We start from the raw sequence: 18,572 nt of genomic DNA on the forward strand, positions 1-18,572 counted from the left end.
ATCTTCTCGCTTGAAAATCACGCGGGGATCGCAGGCGAGCGATCCCCCGGCTTCAGCCGTTTCCGGCTGATTTCCTCCTTTGCTGGGGGGCTATTAAAGGAGGAAACTTTGAAGAGTGGCGTCAGCCCCGCTCTGCCTGAGGCAGCGGCGGCATCCTGTCGCCATGCGGAGGCTCGATACGACCGTCTCGTGCACGGCCATCATGCGGGACGGGAGGCAGAGGCGGCATCAATGCGCGTTCGAGTTCAGCAAGCTTCTGCACCTGCTGCGGAGAAAGTTTCGGTTTCAGCGTAGCCGATGCGTCCTGAAGTGCTTTAGCCTGTTCTGCCTTTTTCATTGCGATGCCGGCCAGTTCCTCACCGGCAAGACGCGGCTCTAGCCGCGTCGCACCCGGTCCCTTCGGCGGCAATGGCTTGAGTTCTGAAGTGGGCAAAACAAGATCGATCAGCGCAGTGGCATAGGCGCGCCACGGACCAAGCTGTTCAGGTGTGACGCCGAGATAGATTTCCGCTGCCGAAAGTTTCGTCGCCAACCCCAATATATCCGGCCCCATCATATCCGGGCGTAGCATCTCAGGCCCGGCCATCTTGCGGCCATGCGGCAGCCTTTGCTCCGGAGCACTATTCGAGCCGAAGTCAGGACTGGCCAGCGGCGGCACGGCCTGTTCCGATGCCTGCGGCAATGGTTCACCCTGCTCCGCAGCTCGGGAGGTGGCCGAAGCGCCAAGAACAGTTGTCACGACCACGGCGGTGGCGATTAGAGCGTTTCTCATCTTACCTTCCTTTTCGTTTTCCAACCTGAGAAGACGATAGGAGCTAAGCGTTTCCGGCTTTGGTCCCAATGTTGCGGGTCTTGTTCCACGCGCGGCCTATTTTTAACCGAATGTTGCCAGAGCGGCCGCAGCAAGCTTTCGTTGCAAAAATCCGCCGTTTCTTCGCGTCGCTTATGTATAGTGGCATCAAAAGGTTGGACGATATGGCGACGGTTTCGGTGACACATATATTGATCGTCGATGACGATCCGGAAATACGCACATTGCTCGCGAAATATCTCGGCTCGCAGGGGTTCCGCGTGTCGATGGCCGCCGACAGGCGTGAGTTCGAGGAGCGGATCGCCAGTTCCGGCCCCGATCTGATCGTGCTCGACGTCATGCTACCAGATGGTTCCGGTCTCGATATCTGCCGCGATCTGCAGGGCCGCCGGCCGCGCACGCCAGTCATTCTCCTGACTGCGCTGAAGGAGGATGTCGACCGCATCGTCGGGCTGGAAATCGGTGCCTACGACTATCTCGGCAAACCCTTCAATCCACGCGAACTGACGGCGCGCATCAAGGCAGTGCTGCGCCGCGCGACGCCGCAGGAAGCCCCCCACCCCTCATCCGCCGCCTATGGTTTTGCGGATTTCACTGCCGATCCTGAGCAGCGCTCCGTGGTCCGCGCCAGCGGCGAAAATATTGATTTGACGGGAGCGGAATTTGATCTGCTGAAAGTATTTCTGGACAGGCCGGGACGGCTCCTTTCCCGCGATCAGCTTCTCGACCTCACGCAGGGCAGGGACCGGGGACCGTTCGACCGCTCAATCGACGTGCTGATGAGCCGCTTGCGCAAGAAACTTGACGCCGATACTCAAACGCCGATCTTCAAGACCGTGCGCAATGGCGGTTACCAGATGACTGTTCCGGTCAGAACCCTGCCGGTGCAGCGATGAGTTCTCTTAGAAGCCGCATCACGGCGCTGATGATCGTCTCCATCATTGCTGTGATCGCGCTTGCGACTATTGTCGCCGACCGGACATTGCAGCCGCCACCGCCTGATGCCACCATCGAGCCGGTGGCCCGTAGCCTTTCCTTCGCCGTGACGATGGTCGAGCGCGACCCCACGCTCCAGCAGCCGGGTTATTTTGACATCAAACAAAAACCGCCGAAAGGTGATTTCGACGGGATGCTCTCGGAATTTCTGGAAAAGGCGCTCGTGCGCGTCGGAGAGCCGCGCACCGCGATGGTCATCCGCTCGCCGGGAAATCCTGCGCCCATGGCGGCCATCGCGCTGGAAAAAGGCGGCTGGCTGGTCGCGGAAATCCCGCATATGGGTCCGCCGCCGGGCGGCTGGAAGATTTTCGGCATGTGGATCGGGCTGATCATTCTTGGTAGCGCCGCGGTTTCGATCTTTGCGGCCAGCAAGATCACCCGCCCGCTCGACATGCTGGAAAACGCCGCCGCCAACATCGGGCCTGACGGTTCGCTGCCGCACCTGCCGGAAACCGGACCGGGCGAAATCCGCGCCACGGCGCGGGCGCTGAACGAACTCGCCTGCCGTCTGAAAGCGGCTATGGAAAGCCGCATGCGCCTCGTCGCCGCCGCCGGCCACGATCTCCGAACACCGATGACCCGTATGCGCCTGAGGGCTGAATTCATCGAAAACGACGAGGAACGGGCCAAATGGCTGGCGGACCTTGAGGAGCTGGACGCCATCGCGGACAGCGCCATTGTTCTGGTGCGGGAAGAGGTCAGCCAGGACAGCGCCAAGACGATCGACATCGGTACGCTTCTCAGCGAGATCGTCAGCGATGTTTCCGATCTTGGTCATGCGGGTGCTCTCGACTTCATCGAGCCGGAAGACGCCATGACTATCAAGGCGGCTCCGCTGGCACTCAAGAGAGCCTTGCGCAACCTCATCCTGAACGCTGTCACCCATGGCAAGAAGGCGCATATCGATCTGACCGGAGACGACAGCGAAATCGTCGTGACGATCAGGGACGAGGCCCTGGCATTCCTCAGGAACTGATCGGGCGGGTTTTCGAACCCTTCTTCCGGGTCGACCTCGCGCGGCGCAAGTCAACCCCGGGCGTGGGGCTCGGTCTTGCCATCGCCAAGGAAATCATCGAGCGCTTCGGCGGCAGTATCGAACTTGTCAATGACCTTCCGGCGGGTTTGATCCAGACTGTAAGACTTATCAGATTTCAGGGAGCATCGTCGACTCAACCTTCATCAGATAGTGGATACCGGCATCGTAAAGTTAACGACCGAGAAGCAAAGGTGTGACGCCAGCCGCATAAAACCGTTCATGCCCGAGCGATCTTCGCCCATAGGGTTCATCGCCGCTGTGCGCAGTTTTCGATGATGGTTGGAGGGGATGTCGTGGCGCGGGATGTGGAAGAGGTTGGCGTCACACCTTTGCTTCTCGGTCGTTAACTTTACTATGCCACGGCAGGATGTTTCTTTCCGACCGCGCCTACGAGATCCGTCGGTCGCATTCCCGGGAGAGCGAGATAGGTGATCGTCCGCGCGATGTTCCCAACGTCTGATGCCAGTTCTGTTGCCGTTACCTTCTTCATTCGAAGGTTAGATATCAAAGGAAATGACAGCGCAATGTTAGCACTACTTTGGCAGAATTGAATTTTTGCTTTGAAAGTGCTGTTGACAGTGCGGACATCGGATCTGTGCTGTCGGTATAGCAAGCGCATTGATCACGGCTCGACGGACGGCTGGCAAGGTCGGTTCAGGCGGCCCTCGGCGAACTCTTTGCTTCTTTTTTTTCCCACTTTGCAGTTTGCAATCTCTGGTGCTGGAGAAAAGCATAAGCGATCATCGTCATCAGAGCGTGCCGATGTAGGCCTTGCCACGATCGGCCCTCGAAGTGATCGAGACCGAGCTCCTCTTTCATCTGCTGATGTGCCTGTTCGCAGACCCATCTCGCCTTGATCGCGGCCGCCAGCACTTTCAATGTCGCATCGACGGGCAGGTTGGACAGGTAGTATTTGCGCTCGTCGTTTGATCGCCATTCGCCAACTAGCCAGGCCGCTTCGCCCGGCATGTGCTGCTGTCCCTTGTCATAGATGCGCTGCGGCGTGCCATCGGCGATCCGGATGCGCAATGCTGCAAACCGTGCGGTCAGGCGACCTTTTGTGCCGCGGCGCCAACTGACCTTCTTCCAGCTTGCAGATGCCAACATCGTTTCGGCGGCAACCGAAAGGGTGTCGGGGATCGAATGCTTGCGAGGACGGCCATGACCGGAGACGGGAAAGATCAATCCGACATCATCGGGATAAACCTTCTGATGCTTGGGGATACCGACCGCCCAGGTGAGGCCACGTTCACTCAAGCCCTTTCGGAACGCAGCCGACAGGCCGTAACCTGCGTCAGCCAGCACTGTGCCAAACCGGACACCGGTCACGATCAACCGATCGATCTCGGCAAGAGCAATCTCCGGCTTCGTGCGAGAGGTCCGCATGTCGTCTGGGACCCCAGCCTTCGCCATGCGCTCCTGATCACCGATCCAGCTATCCGGCAGGAACAGACGCAGGCCAACCGGGACCGGCACCTCTTCTCGCGCAAGCGTCACCGACACCAGCGTCTGGCAATTTGCTCTCTTGCCCAGCATCGAGGCGTATTGCGGCGCGACTCCGACCGAATGATCACCCTTCTTCGGCAGGCCGGTGTCATCAATCACCAGAAACGCATCGGATGCGCCAACGATCCTGTCCGCCTGCAGCGCGAGCTCGGCCTCAAGAGGAACAGCATCCCAAAGGCCGTCGGAAATGAAATGGTGGAGGCGGTCATACTGGCCTGGAGCGAACCGTTCCGCCATCGGCTCAATACTTTTGCGGTCTCCGGGGCCGATAAGCCCCGACACATAAAGTGGACACATCTGTCGCCGTTTCTTGTGTCCAAGCTTCTCCAGAAACGGCTGCAAAAATGCTGAAAGCTCCGTATTCCAATCCGCCATATCGCGCCCCAAAAGTGAGAGCGCAAATCATCTCAAACCAGGCTTGCACGAATCTGCCAAAGTAGTGTTAGCACTACTTTGGCAGAATTGAATTTTTGCTTTGAAAGTGCTGTTGACAGTGCGGACATCGGATCTGTGCTGTCGGTATAGCAAGCGCATTGATCACGGCTCGACGGACGGCTGGCAAGGTCGGTTCAGGCGGCCCTCGGCGAACTCTTTGCTTCTTTTTTTTCCCACTTTGCAGTTTGCAATCTCTGGTGCTGGAGAAAAGCATAAGCGATCATCGTCATCAGAGCGTGCCGATGTAGGCCTTGCCACGATCGGCCCTCGAAGTGATCGAGACCGAGCTCCTCTTTCATCTGCTGATGTGCCTGTTCGCAGACCCATCTCGCCTTGATCGCGGCCGCCAGCACTTTCAATGTCGCATCGACGGGCAGGTTGGACAGGTAGTATTTGCGCTCGTCGTTTGATCGCCATTCGCCAACTAGCCAGGCCGCTTCGCCCGGCATGTGCTGCTGTCCCTTGTCATAGATGCGCTGCGGCGTGCCATCGGCGATCCGGATGCGCAATGCTGCAAACCGTGCGGTCAGGCGACCTTTTGTGCCGCGGCGCCAACTGACCTTCTTCCAGCTTGCAGATGCCAACATCGTTTCGGCGGCAACCGAAAGGGTGTCGGGGATCGAATGCTTGCGAGGACGGCCATGACCGGAGACGGGAAAGATCAATCCGACATCATCGGGATAAACCTTCTGATGCTTGGGGATACCGACCGCCCAGGTGAGGCCACGTTCACTCAAGCCCTTTCGGAACGCAGCCGACAGGCCGTAACCTGCGTCAGCCAGCACTGTGCCAAACCGGACACCGGTCACGATCAACCGATCGATCTCGGCAAGAGCAATCTCCGGCTTCGTGCGAGAGGTCCGCATGTCGTCTGGGACCCCAGCCTTCGCCATGCGCTCCTGATCACCGATCCAGCTATCCGGCAGGAACAGACGCAGGCCAACCGGGACCGGCACCTCTTCTCGCGCAAGCGTCACCGACACCAGCGTCTGGCAATTTGCTCTCTTGCCCAGCATCGAGGCGTATTGCGGCGCGACTCCGACCGAATGATCACCCTTCTTCGGCAGGCCGGTGTCATCAATCACCAGAAACGCATCGGATGCGCCAACGATCCTGTCCGCCTGCAGCGCGAGCTCGGCCTCAAGAGGAACAGCATCCCAAAGGCCGTCGGAAATGAAATGGTGGAGGCGGTCATACTGGCCTGGAGCGAACCGTTCCGCCATCGGCTCAATACTTTTGCGGTCTCCGGGGCCGATAAGCCCCGACACATAAAGTGGACACATCTGTCGCCGTTTCTTGTGTCCAAGCTTCTCCAGAAACGGCTGCAAAAATGCTGAAAGCTCCGTATTCCAATCCGCCATATCGCGCCCCAAAAGTGAGAGCGCAAATCATCTCAAACCAGGCTTGCACGAATCTGCCAAAGTAGTGTTAGGTCCTGTTGACAAAGTGGATTCCCAAATCAGCAGAAGCGTGATTCAAGACTGCTTTTTAGGAGGCAGTTTTGGCTCGCGGCGACCTGACAGATATGGAATGGCGGATCATCGAGGGGTTGTTGCCCACCGAACGCGGCAGGAAGGATAATCGGCAATATCTGAACGGTATGCTGCATGTCCTTCGGGTCGGATGCCCGTGGCGCGACATGCATGAGCGATACGGAAAGTGGAATTCGGTCTATGTGCGCTTCCGCCGTTGGGCCGAACAAGGCGTTTGGGACGCCCTGCTTGAGACCCTCGTCGAACTGGGGCTGACGGATGACTGGCAGCACATGATCGACAGCACCACTGTTCGCGGCCATTCGCAGGCGGCGGGCGCAAAAGGGGGACTTATCAGGAGGCTTTTGGTCGATCACGCGGCGGCTTTACGACGAAAATCCACGCCCGAGCAGACGGTCAGGGCCGCCCTCTTGGCTTCGTCCTGACAGGCGGCGAGGCTTCGGACTACAACGCCGTTCCTGACTTGCTGGCGATACCGGTCGGCAAGCCGAGGTTGTTCCTCGCCGACAAAGGCTACGACGGTGACTTCCTGCGTGAAGAACTCCTGATCCACGGTATCAGGCCGGTCATTCCGCCAAAAACCAACCGAAAGAACCCGCCTGCCTGCGACTTTCGGGTTTACAAAGATCGAAACCGCATCGAGCGGATGTTCAACCGTCTCAAGCAGTTCCGGCGCGTCGCGACCCGATACGACAAGACACGAAAATCCTTCTCGGCATTCCTCGCCCTGGCAGCCGCAAAGATATGGCTGCCATACTTTGTCAACAGGACCTAGCACTACTTTGGCAGATTCGTGCAAGCCTGGTTTGAGATGATTTGCGCTCTCACTTTTGGGGCGCGATATGGCGGATTGGAATACGGAGCTTTCAGCATTTTTGCAGCCGTTTCTGGAGAAGCTTGGACACAAGAAACGGCGACAGATGTGTCCACTTTATGTGTCGGGGCTTATCGGCCCCGGAGACCGCAAAAGTATTGAGCCGATGGCGGAACGGTTCGCTCCAGGCCAGTATGACCGCCTCCACCATTTCATTTCCGACGGCCTTTGGGATGCTGTTCCTCTTGAGGCCGAGCTCGCGCTGCAGGCGGACAGGATCGTTGGCGCATCCGATGCGTTTCTGGTGATTGATGACACCGGCCTGCCGAAGAAGGGTGATCATTCGGTCGGAGTCGCGCCGCAATACGCCTCGATGCTGGGCAAGAGAGCAAATTGCCAGACGCTGGTGTCGGTGACGCTTGCGCGAGAAGAGGTGCCGGTCCCGGTTGGCCTGCGTCTGTTCCTGCCGGATAGCTGGATCGGTGATCAGGAGCGCATGGCGAAGGCTGGGGTCCCAGACGACATGCGGACCTCTCGCACGAAGCCGGAGATTGCTCTTGCCGAGATCGATCGGTTGATCGTGACCGGTGTCCGGTTTGGCACAGTGCTGGCTGACGCAGGTTACGGCCTGTCGGCTGCGTTCCGAAAGGGCTTGAGTGAACGTGGCCTCACCTGGGCGGTCGGTATCCCCAAGCATCAGAAGGTTTATCCCGATGATGTCGGATTGATCTTTCCCGTCTCCGGTCATGGCCGTCCTCGCAAGCATTCGATCCCCGACACCCTTTCGGTTGCCGCCGAAACGATGTTGGCATCTGCAAGCTGGAAGAAGGTCAGTTGGCGCCGCGGCACAAAAGGTCGCCTGACCGCACGGTTTGCAGCATTGCGCATCCGGATCGCCGATGGCACGCCGCAGCGCATCTATGACAAGGGACAGCAGCACATGCCGGGCGAAGCGGCCTGGCTAGTTGGCGAATGGCGATCAAACGACGAGCGCAAATACTACCTGTCCAACCTGCCCGTCGATGCGACATTGAAAGTGCTGGCGGCCGCGATCAAGGCGAGATGGGTCTGCGAACAGGCACATCAGCAGATGAAAGAGGAGCTCGGTCTCGATCACTTCGAGGGCCGATCGTGGCAAGGCCTACATCGGCACGCTCTGATGACGATGATCGCTTATGCTTTTCTCCAGCACCAGAGATTGCAAACTGCAAAGTGGGAAAAAAAAGAAGCAAAGAGTTCGCCGAGGGCCGCCTGAACCGACCTTGCCAGCCGTCCGTCGAGCCGTGATCAATGCGCTTGCTATACCGACAGCACAGATCCGATGTCCGCACTGTCAACAGCACTTTCAAAGCAAAAATTCAATTCTGCCAAAGTAGTGCTAGGCTTTTGTATGAGTGACGCTCATGCAAGATTTCCCGCAACGTGCGAAACGCGTTTTGTACCGGTCAAGTTCTGCATCATTGCGTTGGATACCCATTTCCGGATCTTCTTTCCGCGAGGCCATTTGCCTTCGGCAGGAACGCCGGCGCGCATGGGTCGTCCGCAGGCTTCAGCCGACCGCACACAAGCAAGTGATGGTTCGCCTGTTATGGGCCTGTCGGCAACAGCCCGTCGGAGGAATAATAGCAGAATATTGATGACGGCGGCTGTTGCACTAGCTAGAAGTAGCTCGCCCATATACTCCGCCACGACCTTGCCTCGCCTTGTTCAGGAACAGACACATGCCACAGACCGCTTCTCAAGACCTGACCCGCCGTGGTCTCGGTCTCGACCCCGTCGTCGCCCTCAGCCTCGCCGGCGCGATTGTTTTCTTCCTGATCAGCGGCGCGTTTGCCTACATCAACCTGAAGACGCTGCGGGAGAATACAGAGGCGATCGTCCATTCGCACGAGGTGATCATCACATTGGACGAGTTGCTGTCGAGCACGCAGGACGCGGAAACCGGCCAGCGCGGCTTCCTACTCACGAACAACGAACGGTACCTCGATCCGTACAACACGGCCCTTGATACGATCCCGGCCAAGATCCAGGAAATTGGCGAGCTCACCAGCGATAATCCGGCCCAGGTCCGGCGCCTGCCCATACTCAAGCAGCATGTCGATGCCAAGCTGGCGGAGTTGAAGCAGACGATCGATCTTCGTCGCAGCCAAGGTTTGGACGCGGCACTGGCAGTCGTCAACTCCGATCGCGGCAAGGTGGCTATGGATGCCGTGCGCGGACAGCTCTCGGCGATGAGCCGAGAAGAAGCGGTATTGCGGGCAAAGCGCCTCGAGGAAATGAACAATGCCTATGGTACTGCGCTTTTGAGCGGCGTACTTGCCGGCATCCTCGGCATTCTCCTGACCATCGCCATCGGCGTTTTGATCCGCCGTTCTACCCTCGCCCGTCGCCGCGAAGAATGGCTGCAGGCGGGTAATCTTGGACTGGCATCCGCGATGATGGGCGACCAGCGCACCGAGCAACTTGGCGGCAGCATTCTGACTTACCTAGCAAACCACGTCGGGGCCGTCGCCGGGGCAATCTTCGTGGGTGGGTCAGATGCCTACAAGCGTTCATCGACCTACGGCGTCCCCGCCGATGCAAAGCTTCCGGATTTGGTCAGGCCCCGTGAAGGTCTGCTCGGACAGGTGGCGGTCGAGGGCAAACCCGTCATCGTCAACGACGTGCCGGAAAACTATCTGGAGTTCGGCTCGGCGCTTGGCCGGGATAAGCCGCGGCACCTGGTTCTTGCCCGGCGGCGATCGACCACAACGTGAACACTGTGATCGAGCTCGGCTTCCTGCGGCCTGTGGATGAACGCGTCCTCGCGTTCCTTAAAGAGGCATCCGGCACGATCGCCACCGCCATTCGTTCGGCGAACTATCGAAGTGAGTTGCAGAACCTTCTGGAGGAAACCCAGCGACAATCGGAAGAGCTGCAGGTGCAGAGCGAGGAACTGCGGGTCTCGAACGAAGAACTCGAGGAACAGGGTCGGGCCTTGAAGGAGTCGCAAGCGCGGCTCGAACAGCAGCAGGTCGAACTGGAGCAGACGAACTCTCAGCTTGAGGAGCAGGCGCAACAGCTGGAATCGCAAAAAGACGACTTGGAGCGCTCCAACGCCTCAACTCAGCTGAAAGCCCGCGAGCTGGAGCAGGCCAGCCGATACAAGTCCGACTTCCTGGCCAACATGTCGCATGAGCTGCGCACGCCGCTGAACTCGTCGTTGATCCTGGCGAAACTGCTGGCGGACAATCCCGACGACAACCTGACGGCCGAGCAGGTCAAGTATGCCCAGACCATCCAGTCTTCAGGTAACGATCTTCTCAACCTGATCAACGACATTCTTGATCTTTCCAAAATCGAGGCGGGCCATGTCGACATCCGGCCCGAACCCGTCTCCGTCGAGCGTCTATCCAACAACCTGCGTCAAGTCTTCGAACCAATTGCCAAAAACAAGTCGCTCGGTTTCGAGATCGACATCTCGCCGGAATGCCCCGCAGTCATCGAGACCGATCTGCAGCGGATCGAACAGATCCTCAAAAACCTGCTGTCTAACGCTTTCAAGTTCACCGAGAAAGGCAAGGTTACGCTTTCGATGAACCGAACGGGCGACGGCCAGGTCGCCTTTGGGGTGACGGACACGGGGATCGGCATCGCGCCGGAGCAGCAAAAACGGATTTTCGAGGCCTTCCATCAAGCGGATGGAACGATCAGCCGCAAGTTTGGCGGCACGGGATTAGGCCTGTCTATTTCCCGTGAACTCGTGCGCCTGCTGGGTGGTACGATCCATATCAGAAGCCAGGAAGGGAAAGGCAGCACCTTAACGGTCACGCTCCCGCTCGCCTACGATCCTGCCATCGTCGCGCCGAGAGCTCCGGTCGGCAATGCCGTACCCCTCGCACCCGCTGCTTCAGCAGCACCAAGTCAACCGACGGCGCTACTGCCGCGAGCGATTGTGGAGGACGACCGCGCTATGCCCTCGGACGAGCGACGAATTCTGCTTGTCGTCGAAGATGATCAGACCTTCGCGGCGATCTTGCGTGACCTCGCCCGCGAGATGGGCTTCCGCTCGCTCGTAGCAGGCACCGCCCAGGACGCCCTTAACCTCGCGCAGCAGTTCATGCCGAGCGCCATCGTCCTCGATGTTGGCTTACCCGATCAGTCCGGCCTCTCCGTCCTCGATCGTCTGAAGCGGGATGTCCGCACCCGGCATATTCCGATCCATATCGTCTCGGGCGACGACTATACGGAGACTGCCCTGTCGCTCGGGGCTGTTGGCTACATGCTGAAGCCGGTGCAGCGCGAGCAACTGGTCGAAGTGCTGCACAAGCTTGAAGCAAAGCTTACGCAAGGCGTGCGCCGTGTTCTGATCGTTGAAGACAACGAGGTTCAACGAGAGGCCGTCGCCAAGCTTCTCACGTCACACGACGTCGAGACGGTCAGCGCCGGGACAGCAGCGGAAACCTTGGCACTGCTGAAGGACCAGACATTTGATTGCATGGTTCTTGACCTTTCACTTCCGGACGCGTCGGGGTACTCGCTGCTTGAAACCATCAGCCAGGAGGACACGCATTCCTTCCCACCGGTGATCGTCTACACCGGTCGCGTGCTCGCATCCGACGAGGAGGAAAAACTTCGTCGCTATTCGAAGTCGATCATCATCAAAGGGGCAAAGTCGCCGGAGCGGCTGCTGGACGAGGTGTCGCTGTTCCTGCACCAGGTCGTCTCGGAGCTGCCGGACGAGCAGCAGAAGATGATCCGCAAGGCGCGTCACCGCGACGCCCTGCTTGAGGGACGCCGGATCCTCATTGTTGAAGACGACGTGCGTAATGTCTACGCCCTCACGAATATTCTGGAGCCCCGTGGCGCGCTCATTCAGATAGCCCGCAATGGCCAGGAGGCGCTCGACGCCCTGGAGAAATCCAGCGCCGATGACGTGTCCAAGATCGATCTGGTGCTGATGGATGTGATGATGCCGGTGATGGATGGCCTGACAGCAACGCGGGCGATCCGAAAAAATCCTGACTGGAAAAAGCTGCCGATCATCACTCTGACGGCCAAGGCGATGCCCGACGATCAGCAGCGCTGCATCGATGCCGGCGCCAACGATTATATGGCCAAACCACTCGACGTCGAAAAGCTGCTATCGCTCGTCCGCGTCTGGATGCCGCGATGAGCGAGACATTCGACAAGATCGAGGACATCGAGATCCGGCTGCTGCTGGAGGCGCTCTACGTCCGCTACCACTATGACTTCCGCAATTACGCGATGGCATCGGTGAAGCGACGCCTGCGTCAGGCCCGTGAGCAACTGGGGTTTCCGACTATTTCGGCCATCCAGGAAAGCGTCTTGCACGACGAGGCGATGCTGCCGCGGTTGCTTGGCTATCTGACCGTGCAGGTGAGCGAGATGTTTCGCGATCCGAGCTACTTTCGCGCCATTCGCGAGAAGGTGGTGCCGCATCTTAAGACCTATCCATCGCTTAAGATTTGGATCGCTGGCTGCAGCGGCGGGGAGGAACTTTATTCCTTTGTGATCCTGTTCCGCGAGGAGGGTCTGGAGGACAGGACGATCTTCTATGCCACCGATATCAACCAGGAAGCGTTGAGGATCGCCGAAGCCGGTGTCTATGATCTCGATCGCATGCAGCTCTTCACGCAAAACCACCGAGCGTCAGGCGGCAAGTCGTCTTTGTCAGATTATTACACCACCGGTTATGGCCGGGCGACATTCGACCGCAGCCTCAGGGAGCGTGTCGTTTTTTCCGACCATAGCCTTGTGACAGACGCGGTCTTCGGCGAGATGAATCTGATCTCCTGTCGCAATGTGATGATTTACTTCGATCGGCCACTTCAGGATCGGACCATCGGCCTGTTCAAGGAATCGCTCGCGCGGAAAGGCTTTTTGGGGATCGGCGCGAAGGAAAGCCTTCGGTTCTCGGCGCATGCCAATGCGTTCACAGACGTCGTTCGCGAAGAGAAGATCTACCAGAAGGCGGTCCGATGAGCACCTCCAGTCCAGAGGCTGTCGTGATCGGTACATCGGCTGGTGCCCTTGAGGCGCTATCCGTTATCCTGCCAGCGCTTCCTGCCGACTTCGGATTACCGATCATGGTGGTGGTTCATATACCTCCGGACAAACGCAGCGTTCTTGCCGAGCTCTTTGCCGCAAAATGCGCCCTTAATGTCGTTGAGGCAGAGGACAAGGTTCCGCTCGAAGCAGGGACTATCTACTTCGCGCCGCCAGACTACCATCTGCTTGTCGAAACAGACAGGTCACTTGCGCTATCCGCCGATGAGCCCGTGCTGTTTTCCCGTCCGTCGATCGATGTCCTGTTTGAATCGGCTGCAGACATTTACGGTCCCGGCCTGATTGGTATTGTTCTGACCGGCGCCAACCAGGATGGGGCTTTGGGCCTCAAAGCGATCGCCGACGCAGGCGGCATCGCAATTGTTCAGGAACCAGACACGGCGTTTCAGGACGCCATGCCAGAGGCTGCGATTAAAGCCGTTGCGAAAGCCGATATTTTGTCACTTGCTTCGATAGCTACTTATCTGCAAAAGGTTGAGCCATGAACCCCGTCAAATTTTTGCTGGTCGACGATCTCGAAGAAAACCTCCTGTCTCTCGAAGCGCTGCTTCGTCGCGACGACCTGTATCTTCTGAAAGCCCGCTCCGGCGACCAGGCGCTCGAAATCCTCCTTGAGGATGATGTCGCGCTCGCCTTGATAGACGTCCAGATGCCTGGCCTCAACGGTTTTGAGCTTGCCGAACTGATGCGCGGCAATGAGCGAACCCGCCGCATCCCGATCATCTTTGTTACCGCCGGCAGCACGAGCGAGCGCCGCCGCTTCGAGGGATATGAAGCGGGAGCCGTGGATTTTATCCAGAAGCCGATCGAGCCCGATGTGCTGCGCCATAAGGCAGAGGTCTTTTTCGAACTCTATCGTCAGCGCCAACAGATCGAGCAGCAGCGGGACCAGCTTCAGACCCAGGCCGAGGCGCTGAAGGAAGCGGACCGCCGCAAGGACGAGTTCCTGGCCACTCTTGCCCATGAGCTTCGCAACCCACTTGCACCGCTTCGCAATGGTCTCGATATCCTGCGGCGCGATCCCGACGATGTGAGGGCTTACGAGCTTCGCGAGATGATGGACCGTCAGTTGGACCACCTGGTTAGGCTGATCGACGATCTCCTTGATGTTTCGCGTGTCAGCCAAGGAAAGATCGAGCTGCGCCAGGAGAAGGTCAGGGTCGCGGACGTCGTTCATTCAGCGGCCGAGGCCAGCCGCCCGCTTATCGATCGCGCAGCACACACCTTCGAGCTCGATATCCCCACCGCAGATCTTTGGATCGATGCGGACCCGGCCCGCGTGTCGCAGGTCATCGCCAACCTGCTGACCAACGCAGCAAAATACACGCCATCCGGCGGAACGATCAAACTATCGGTGACCGCGGACGGCGGCAAAGCTGTCATCACCATCCGCGACAATGGAGTAGGCATTCCGGCCGAGATGCAGAGCGACGTCTTCCGGCTGTTTGCGCAGGTCGGTGGTCATCGAGAGCGTTCGCAAGGTGGCCTCGGTATCGGCCTGGCCCTCGTCAAGCAATTGGTCGAACTGCACGGCGGCTCGGTCAGCGCATCAAGCGAGGGGACTGATCGAGGAAGCGTCTTCACTGTCCAGATCCCGTTAACCGCAGCCCCGGAGGAAATCACAACTGCGGAACAGTCCGCCAAACCAACGGAGAAGCCATCCCAGAGGCTGAAAGTCCTCGTCATCGATGACAACCCGATCATCGCCGACACGATGGGGATGTTGCTGGAGGACATCGGCCATGAATTCGAGGCGGTCCACGATGGACGAGAAGCTCTGGATGCCGCTCGCAACTATAGGCCAGACGCGATCCTGCTCGATATTGGCCTCCCCGGTATGGATGGCTACGAGGTCTGCCGCGCGCTGAGGCAGGACCACCTGTTCGAACACACCACCATCATCGCTCAGACAGGCTGGGGCCAGGATAAGGACAAGGAACTGGCCAGAGATGCGGGGTTCGATTTCCACCTCACCAAGCCTGTGCCTCTTGCGGATCTTCAGCGAATACTTTCGGGCGTGGCAGCAAGAGACTGACGAAGGGTGCCGTCGGCGTTTGTTATGCGGCCGAGAGCATCTCGTTCAGACTGGCAATGACGTTCGCGCAGCTATAGGGTTTGGCGAAGAAGCGGCATTCTGCTGGGAGGTCGGTATTCGCGGGGCGATGGCGTCCAGAGGCGACGAGAATTTTGACGTCGGGTCGGTCGGTACTCACCACTTGCGCGAGATCCAACCCGTCTTTCGGGCCTGGCATGTCGACATCGGTGAACACCGCAATGATGTCGGGAACCACGCCAAGGATCGCGACTGCGTCGACGACATTGCAGGCTTCGAGGACCTTGAAACCAGCCTCTTCCAGGGCATCGACGATATTCCAGCGGATGAGAGCTTCGTCCTCAACGACAAGCACGGTATCACCTGAGTTCGGCATCTCGATATCCTAGTTCTGCAAGCGAAACGCAATACAGCGCAAAACGATCAGCGCGTTTGTTTATTAGATGCCGACAATATTAATAAAATGCCAATTAACCTGAAGGCTCATGCATCAGTCAATGAGCATCGCGACCGCTGCAACACCCATCACGCCGCTCGCCGCCCATCCGCAGATCTTCATGGCAATGGGAGCCGTGAACTCCTTCATCTGCTTTTTGCTGCTGACGACCATCATCATCGCGATCATGATTGGCACGGCGACAAATCCGTTGATGACGGCACTCCAGAACAGCGCCTTGACCGGATCGAGCGGCACAAATTCGAGGCTGAGTCCGAACAGGGTCGCCGCCACGATAACGCCGTAGAAGCCCACGGCTTCCCACGGTTTGTGGTCGAGACCCGCCTTCCAGTCCTGCGTTTCGGCGAAGGCATATGCCGCAGAGCCAGCCAGAACCGGGATCGACAGCAGCCCCGTCCCAACGATGCCGAGGCTGAAGAGGACAAAGGCAAAATTGCCGGCGATCGGCTTCAGCGCTTCGGCGACATCCGCGGCCGAGTTGATATCGGTCTTTCCGTTGGCGTGCAGCGTCGCGGCCGCGCAAATCATGATCGCGACAGCGACGATCGTGGAAACGGCCATCCCGCGAGGGTATCAAGCTCGATCCGGTTCAGCTCTTTCGGAGCTTGAGGCGGTGCCTCCTCAAGCGGCTTGGCTTCCTCCTTGCGATCGATCTCCTCGACCTCCTGACTCTACTGCCAGAAGAATAGATAAGGACTGATCGTCGTGCCGAGGATCGCAACGACCACGGTGAAGCTGTCATTGTTCAAGGCAAAGGTTGGCCAGACAAATCCTTTCAACGTCGCCATCCAGTCGATCTTCACCACAAACAGGACGGCGATGTAGGCGAACAGGACCAGCGTCAGCCACTTCAGGATGTTGGCATATCGCTCATAGGGAATGAACATCTGCAGCCCTAGTGACAAGAGGGCGAAGAAGATGGTGATCGGCAGGCTCGGCATGCCCGTCGCGAGCTCGACCGACGCACCCATCGCCGCGAGGTTCGCGCCAATATTGATGCAGTTGGCAACGAATAGCAGACAGACCAACCCGGTGACGAGCCATTTCGGCCAGATGGCACCCATGTTGACCGCCAGCCCCGATCCGGTCACGCGGCCAATTCTGGCGCTGACAAGCTGGATTGCCGACATCAGCGGATAAGACAGCAACATGGTCCAAAGCATGTTGAAGCCGAACTGCGCGCCGGCCTGGGAGTAGGTTGCGATCCCACTTGGATCGTCGTCGGCGGCTCCAGTGATTAGGCCAGGGCCAAGCTTCTTCAGAACCGAGCCTGATGTCGGACGCGACGTGGCATGCCCGGAAGGGGGCGCGGGTAGCGGGCCGTCAATTGAGGTGTTCACATCAGTCGTCAGAGCCCCTTTTGGGAGCCGATAAGGGGTCCCGTTACGACGCCTATCGACAGCCTCCCGACAAGACGTCCGCTCGTTCCTGGCGCGGTGGATGATCGGGAGACTGCGGATTCACGGCTACCTCGGGACACAGGATTCGCTGGCATGGCTACGAAGTGCTTGTTCTTTCGAAACAATACCGCCTTGTCAGCAGGTCGAGAGGCTGGACGCTGTGGGTCGATCACGGAGGTGATAAGACGTTGTCATCGGTGCTGGCGACGAAATTTATTCCCACTCGTTCAGGGCGCGGAACCTTGACGCCTCCACCGCGTTAAATGGCACTCACGGACACGTGATTATTGGGACGACAGGCTCATGAATCCTTTCGTGGTGATTTCGGTACGCCAAGTATCGCAGCTCCGTTTCAGGCCACGTCCTCACCCGCTCAGACAAGGAGGATCACTTTGAGCATCTTCGACCGTATCAAGCACGCAATCTTTGGCGAAGCACATGCTGCATCTGCTCCGCAGAGATCAAACTCGTCCGCATCTTCGACCTCACCGTCTTCTTCCGCGCCGGCCTCCACAATGTCTTCGTCGCCCGCACCGTCGACGACCGCGGCCGCTCCGGCGGCAAGCTCGTCGTCTTCCGCAACCCAGCCTGCAGCCCCGTCGTCCGCGCAGCCCTCTCAGTCGGCCGGCAGCGGTTCCTCCGTCGATGTCGAAACCATTCTGAACGAAGCCGTGAAGAAGTCAGGCCAGAAGCTCGACTGGCGGCACTCCATCGTCGACCTGATGAAGGCGCTTGACATGGACGCGAGCCTCGAAGAGCGCAAAGAGCTTGCTCAGGAACTCGGCTATTCCGGCGACGCCCATGACAGCGCGAAAATGAATACCTTCCTTCACAAGGCGCTCATGAAGAAGCTGTCGGAAAACGGCGGCAAGGTACCGGCCGACCTGCTCGACTGATCGCAGTCATCGTTAAGTTAGAAATCATCAACAGGGAGAAATGAAATGGCAGCCACCAAGACACTCGACGACCTGTTCCTCGATACGCTCAAGGACATCTATTTCGCTGAAAAGCAGATCCTGAAGGCCCTTCCGAAAATGGCCCGCGCCGCGCAGTCGGAAGAAGGCAAAGCAGGCTTTCTTCAGCATCACGACGAGACGCAGGGCCAGATCGAACGCCTTGAGCAGGTCTTCGAACTGCTCGGCAGGCCGGCGCGAGGTAAGACTTGCGAGGCCATCCAGGGCATCATCGCCGAAGGCGAGGAGATAATCGAGGAGTTCAAGGAATCTCCGGCTCTTGACGCTGGCCTGATCTCCTCCGCCCAGGCGGTCGAGCACTACGAGATCGCCCGCTACGGCACTCTTATCGAGTGGGCTAAGCAGCTCGGTCTGAAGGATGCCGTGCCGCTCCTTCAGGCAAATCTTGCCGAAGAGGAAGCGACGGACAAGAAGCTGACGCAGCTCGCAAAGGCGTCTGCGAATGCCAAGGGCAAAAGCAAGGCAGCCTAAACCATCTGAACTCACGAGAAGGCCGTCCAGACGGCCTTTTTTGACATCCGGCCACCA

General features: G+C 58.6%; 11 protein-coding genes and 5 pseudogenes. 10 read left to right on the forward strand and 6 right to left on the reverse strand.

What is annotated here, in order from left to right; translation table 11 throughout:
• Positions 1-121: 121 nt before the first annotated feature.
• Positions 122-772, reverse strand: coding sequence for a hypothetical protein (locus tag G3A56_RS16430; protein ID WP_052821409.1), 651 nt, complete (start codon positions 770-772; stop codon positions 122-124).
• 203 nt (positions 773-975) lie between these two features.
• Between G3A56_RS16430 and G3A56_RS16435 the strand changes: the two genes are divergently transcribed.
• Both G3A56_RS16435 and G3A56_RS16440 read left to right on the forward strand, forming a co-directional pair.
• Positions 976-1,707 (forward strand): response regulator, encoded by a 732-nt coding sequence (locus G3A56_RS16435; RefSeq protein WP_197283370.1) that lies wholly within the window; start codon positions 976-978, stop codon positions 1,705-1,707.
• Positions 1,704-3,040: pseudogene (locus G3A56_RS16440) on the forward strand (ATP-binding protein). The gene G3A56_RS16435 and the pseudogene G3A56_RS16440 overlap by 4 nt, the downstream one beginning before the upstream one ends.
• A 51-nt stretch (positions 3,041-3,091) precedes the next feature.
• Here the strand turns inward: G3A56_RS16440 and G3A56_RS28965 are convergent.
• The 3 genes and pseudogenes from G3A56_RS28965 to G3A56_RS16450 all read right to left on the reverse strand — a co-directional run.
• A pseudogene (locus G3A56_RS28965) lies at positions 3,092-3,163 on the reverse strand (IS6 family transposase); the annotation flags it as partial.
• 334 nt (positions 3,164-3,497) lie between these two features.
• Positions 3,498-4,724 carry an IS701 family transposase gene (locus tag G3A56_RS16445; RefSeq protein ID WP_142174431.1) on the reverse strand — a complete coding sequence of 409 codons (1,227 nt, stop codon included), beginning with the start codon at positions 4,722-4,724 and terminating at the stop codon, positions 3,498-3,500.
• A gap of 194 nt (positions 4,725-4,918) precedes the next feature.
• Positions 4,919-6,145: an IS701 family transposase gene (locus tag G3A56_RS16450; RefSeq protein ID WP_142174431.1), complete on the reverse strand. Its 1,227-nt coding sequence runs from the start codon at positions 6,143-6,145 to the stop codon at positions 4,919-4,921.
• A gap of 164 nt (positions 6,146-6,309) precedes the next feature.
• Between G3A56_RS16450 and G3A56_RS16455 the strand changes: the two are divergent.
• From G3A56_RS16455 to G3A56_RS16480, 6 genes and pseudogenes are all read left to right on the forward strand, one after another.
• Positions 6,310-7,052, forward strand: a pseudogene (locus tag G3A56_RS16455) (IS5 family transposase).
• Between the two features lie 67 nt (positions 7,053-7,119).
• Positions 7,120-8,346 (forward strand): IS701 family transposase, encoded by a 1,227-nt coding sequence (locus G3A56_RS16460; RefSeq protein WP_142174431.1) that lies wholly within the window; start codon positions 7,120-7,122, stop codon positions 8,344-8,346.
• Positions 8,347-8,812: 466 nt separating this feature from the next.
• A pseudogene (locus G3A56_RS16465) lies at positions 8,813-12,246 on the forward strand (response regulator).
• On the forward strand, positions 12,243-13,076 hold the full coding sequence (locus G3A56_RS16470; RefSeq protein WP_052821350.1) for a CheR family methyltransferase: 834 nt from the start codon (positions 12,243-12,245) through the stop codon (positions 13,074-13,076). Before G3A56_RS16465 ends, G3A56_RS16470 begins: the two are co-directional and overlap by 4 nt.
• On the forward strand, positions 13,073-13,645 hold the full coding sequence (locus tag G3A56_RS16475) for a chemotaxis protein CheB (protein WP_052821349.1): 573 nt from the start codon (positions 13,073-13,075) through the stop codon (positions 13,643-13,645). Before G3A56_RS16470 ends, G3A56_RS16475 begins: the two co-directional genes overlap by 4 nt.
• Before the next feature lie 14 nt (positions 13,646-13,659).
• Complete coding sequence (locus G3A56_RS16480) at positions 13,660-15,195, forward strand: response regulator (RefSeq protein ID WP_318281749.1); 1,536 nt, start codon at positions 13,660-13,662, stop codon at positions 15,193-15,195.
• Positions 15,196-15,217: 22 nt separating this feature from the next.
• Here G3A56_RS16480 and G3A56_RS16485 read toward each other — a convergent pair whose 3' ends face one another.
• The gene (locus tag G3A56_RS16485; protein ID WP_038595187.1) at positions 15,218-15,589 is read right to left on the reverse strand and encodes a response regulator; all 372 of its coding nucleotides are present in this window, start codon (positions 15,587-15,589) and stop codon (positions 15,218-15,220) included.
• A gap of 114 nt (positions 15,590-15,703) precedes the next feature.
• A pseudogene (locus G3A56_RS16490) lies at positions 15,704-16,998 on the reverse strand (Nramp family divalent metal transporter).
• Positions 16,999-17,462: 464 nt separating this feature from the next.
• Here G3A56_RS16490 and G3A56_RS16495 point away from each other — a divergent pair.
• Together G3A56_RS16495 and G3A56_RS16500 are read left to right on the forward strand one after the other, a co-directional pair.
• Entirely contained in the window at positions 17,463-17,966 is a 504-nt protein-coding gene (locus G3A56_RS16495; protein WP_082186164.1) for a DUF3597 domain-containing protein, read from the forward strand.
• A gap of 45 nt (positions 17,967-18,011) precedes the next feature.
• Positions 18,012-18,515 (forward strand): YciE/YciF ferroxidase family protein, encoded by a 504-nt coding sequence (locus G3A56_RS16500; protein ID WP_052821346.1) that lies wholly within the window; start codon positions 18,012-18,014, stop codon positions 18,513-18,515.
• The last annotated feature ends 57 nt before the right edge of the window (positions 18,516-18,572 follow it).

The organism is Rhizobium oryzihabitans, assembly GCF_010669145.1.
Classification (GTDB): Bacteria; Pseudomonadota; Alphaproteobacteria; order Rhizobiales; family Rhizobiaceae; genus Agrobacterium; species Agrobacterium oryzihabitans.